Here is a 2,747-nt window from a genome sequence, read left to right as displayed (position 1 = left end):
GAGGTTGGGTTTTAGCTCTGGGGGTTGTCGGTGCCACATGCCGACAACGTGGTTTATGTTGATTTGACCGCCGGGTGTCAGATGCGAGTTTTTGGTACCGGTGTTCTGGGGACTCGGTACTGTCGTGTTCCGGGTAGTTGGTACTGGGGCCGGGCCGACTCAGTCGGCCCGGCTGTTTGCTTTATTCGTCCGGTTCTATTGGGGCGGTGGCTTTGCGCATGTCAAAGTCTCCGATATGGATTCGGTGGCCGTTGTTGAGGCGGCTTACGAGTGAATCGGCTCCGACTCTGTCTGGCAGTGTTTCAACCCAGTAGGCGGCAGCTGATTGGGAGGAGATCAGCGTCGGGAGCCTTCCGTCGCGGTCGAATATGATCTTGGTTAGGTCTTCTTGCCCACGCTGGTTGATGCTGATGGTCATAAAATCGTCGATGATAAGGACATCGACATTGATTAGTTTCCGCATCTTATCGAGGTAATTTTGGTCAGTCGGTGAGAAGACCGCCAGCATGTCTACAAGTTGATCCAGCCGGTATACGCCACGGAATATCCAGCCTTGCATGCGGCGATGCCGATGGCGCAGGCAATGTATGTCTTGCCTGTTCCCGTCGGTGCGAGGATGTGAATGTTGGTCGGGTTTTCCCGCCAGTTGGTTGCGGCGATTCGTTTCAGCTGGCGCGTGTTGATACCGCGTTGTTCTGCCCGGGTAATTTCAGCCAGGCTTGCATCCGGGTATCGGAATTGTGCCTGGGTTATAGCTTTGGCAATGTTGCGTTGTTGGCGTTGTGTGTAGGCTTCTTCGACTGCGGCGAGGAAGATGTCCTCTGGTAGCGCATCCGCATAGGCTTCGTCGTTGACAACCTCGTAGAAGATGTCAGCGAAGGTTGATACGCGAAGCTTGCGCATTTTCGCCCGCACAATCTCGTCGTCGATGCTGCTCATGGTTTCGCACTCCTTATTCCTTCTAGTTTTCGTAGTGATCAGCAGGCCGGATAAAGACGGCATCGGCCACGTCGCCGGTAAGCGGGGTACTTGGGCGTGGTTGGCGCTTGGCCACAGGCTGTACTTTTGGCCTTGGTTCCCCGGGATGTTGTTGGGCGTGGGCAATGTCAGTCTGGAGGCGTTTGATCACTGCCATCGTGGGGGCCAGCTTCTTGTCTAAGACCTGCTGGCATGCCGGTTCGAGGGTGGCTTTGTTGTGCTTTTTGCACAGGTTGGCCAGCACGTTGCGTGCCTGGATGAGTCCGCGGGGTACGGCGGCACTATTGCGGTCGAGGATCATCGCTATGACTGCGTGCGTTGCTGCCCCAAACGACGAGGCCCAGGCCAAAAGCTCATCACGGGTAAGCGCCTTGTGGCTTTCATCATCGCCACGCGGCCCATGCTGAGGGTTGGTGGAATACCGGTATTTGAATCCGTGAAGGCGCGTGTGTTCAGCAACAAGCTGCTCCCCGTTGAAGATGCTCACCAGTTGCGGGGTGAGCCTGACTGTTACCGATTCTCCTACCAGCTGAAATGGCACTGAGTAGTACTGGTAGTCACAGGTAATGTGCCAGTTGCGATCGACTTTAAGCCGCTTATAAGACACTTCCGTAAACGGCGTCGGCGGAAGGTCCCGCATCATTGGTGCCTCTTCTTTATCAAAGCGCATCTGCCGTGTTGAGCCATCAGGCCGCGTCATTGCGCCGTTGATATCAGCAAGACGGCAAGCGATCGCCTCATTAAGCTCATCAAGGCTATAGAAGACCTCGTTGCTAAAGTAACCCAGGATTTTGGTGTAGGCGATTTTCACGGCACGCTCTACTGCCGCTTTGTCACGAGGCCTGCCGGGCCTGGTCGGCACAATCGTGACCCCGTAATAGTCAGCAAACGCTGCGTAGCGGTCAGTGACCATTCGATATGTCGAGTTCTTCTTCGGCCGATAAGTCGCCGTAGAAGCATTATCCGGCATGATGACCGCTGGTACTTTGCCAAGATAATTCAACGCCTTAACATGGCACTCAATCCACGCCGGCATCTTCTCATTCGCAGCAGCAGTAACGTACATCAACCCTGAGTACGGGCTGACCGCGACAAACAATGACGCCTTGAAGGCGGTATCACCACTGGCCTGATCTACTACAGGCACTTTGTCACCGGCCCAGTCGACATAAAGCTCTTGCCCGGGCTCATGGGTGATAACTTCGACGAGATCGTTGGCCCGCAGAAACTCATTAAGCCCACTACAAAACTGGGAGTACTGGTACTTTGTCTTATCCGTCGGACAAGGCTGCGACACGTAGTCCATCCACAGCTTATGCCTGGTCACATGCTTTGTACTTTTCAGCTTGCGTGCAAGAGCATGAAAATCAGGCTGGTCGTAGGACAACGACCTTTTACTCCGGCCATCACTGAATCGATCATCGAACCATCCCGGTGAGAGCTGACGGAAACGCTCTGGAGTTAGTACCTCATCGTTGATGACTTTCTTTGCACGCGATACTTCTCGTCGTGAACATCCCAATGCGTGTGTGATCTGCTCATAACTAGCGCCATCAAGGCACATCGCAACGATCTGTTTGAAATTAGCCACAACAACCGGCTCCTTCCAAGTAGAAGTTGACGCAACACCAGCGGATTGTGGTGTCGCCAACATCAACTATGAAAGAAAACCCCTTGCAGTACCGGGTACGCGGGGTCAAGTCCGTTTGAGTGGTGTTTCTACCTTTCGATAGAGCATGCAGTGTGATGGTGTCAGGGGCCAGCACGTG

General features: G+C 54.2%; 1 protein-coding gene and 1 pseudogene. Both read right to left on the bottom strand.

What is annotated here, in order from left to right:
• Positions 1-181: 181 nt before the first annotated feature.
• Positions 182-939 (bottom strand): annotated as a pseudogene (locus ABRP95_RS11970) (ATP-binding protein).
• Positions 940-961: 22 nt separating this feature from the next.
• The gene (istA, locus tag ABRP95_RS11965; RefSeq protein ID WP_284854221.1) at positions 962-2,569 is read right to left on the bottom strand and encodes an IS21 family transposase; all 1,608 of its coding nucleotides are present in this window, start codon (positions 2,567-2,569) and stop codon (positions 962-964) included.
• Positions 2,570-2,747 lie beyond the last annotated feature (178 nt).

It is taken from the genome of Corynebacterium sp. KPL2895, assembly GCF_040225815.1.
GTDB classification, from domain to species: Bacteria; Actinomycetota; Actinomycetes; order Mycobacteriales; family Mycobacteriaceae; genus Corynebacterium; species Corynebacterium rhinophilum.
The sequence above is the reverse complement of the archived record's forward strand: the minus strand, read 5'-3'. Positions and strand labels throughout refer to the sequence as shown.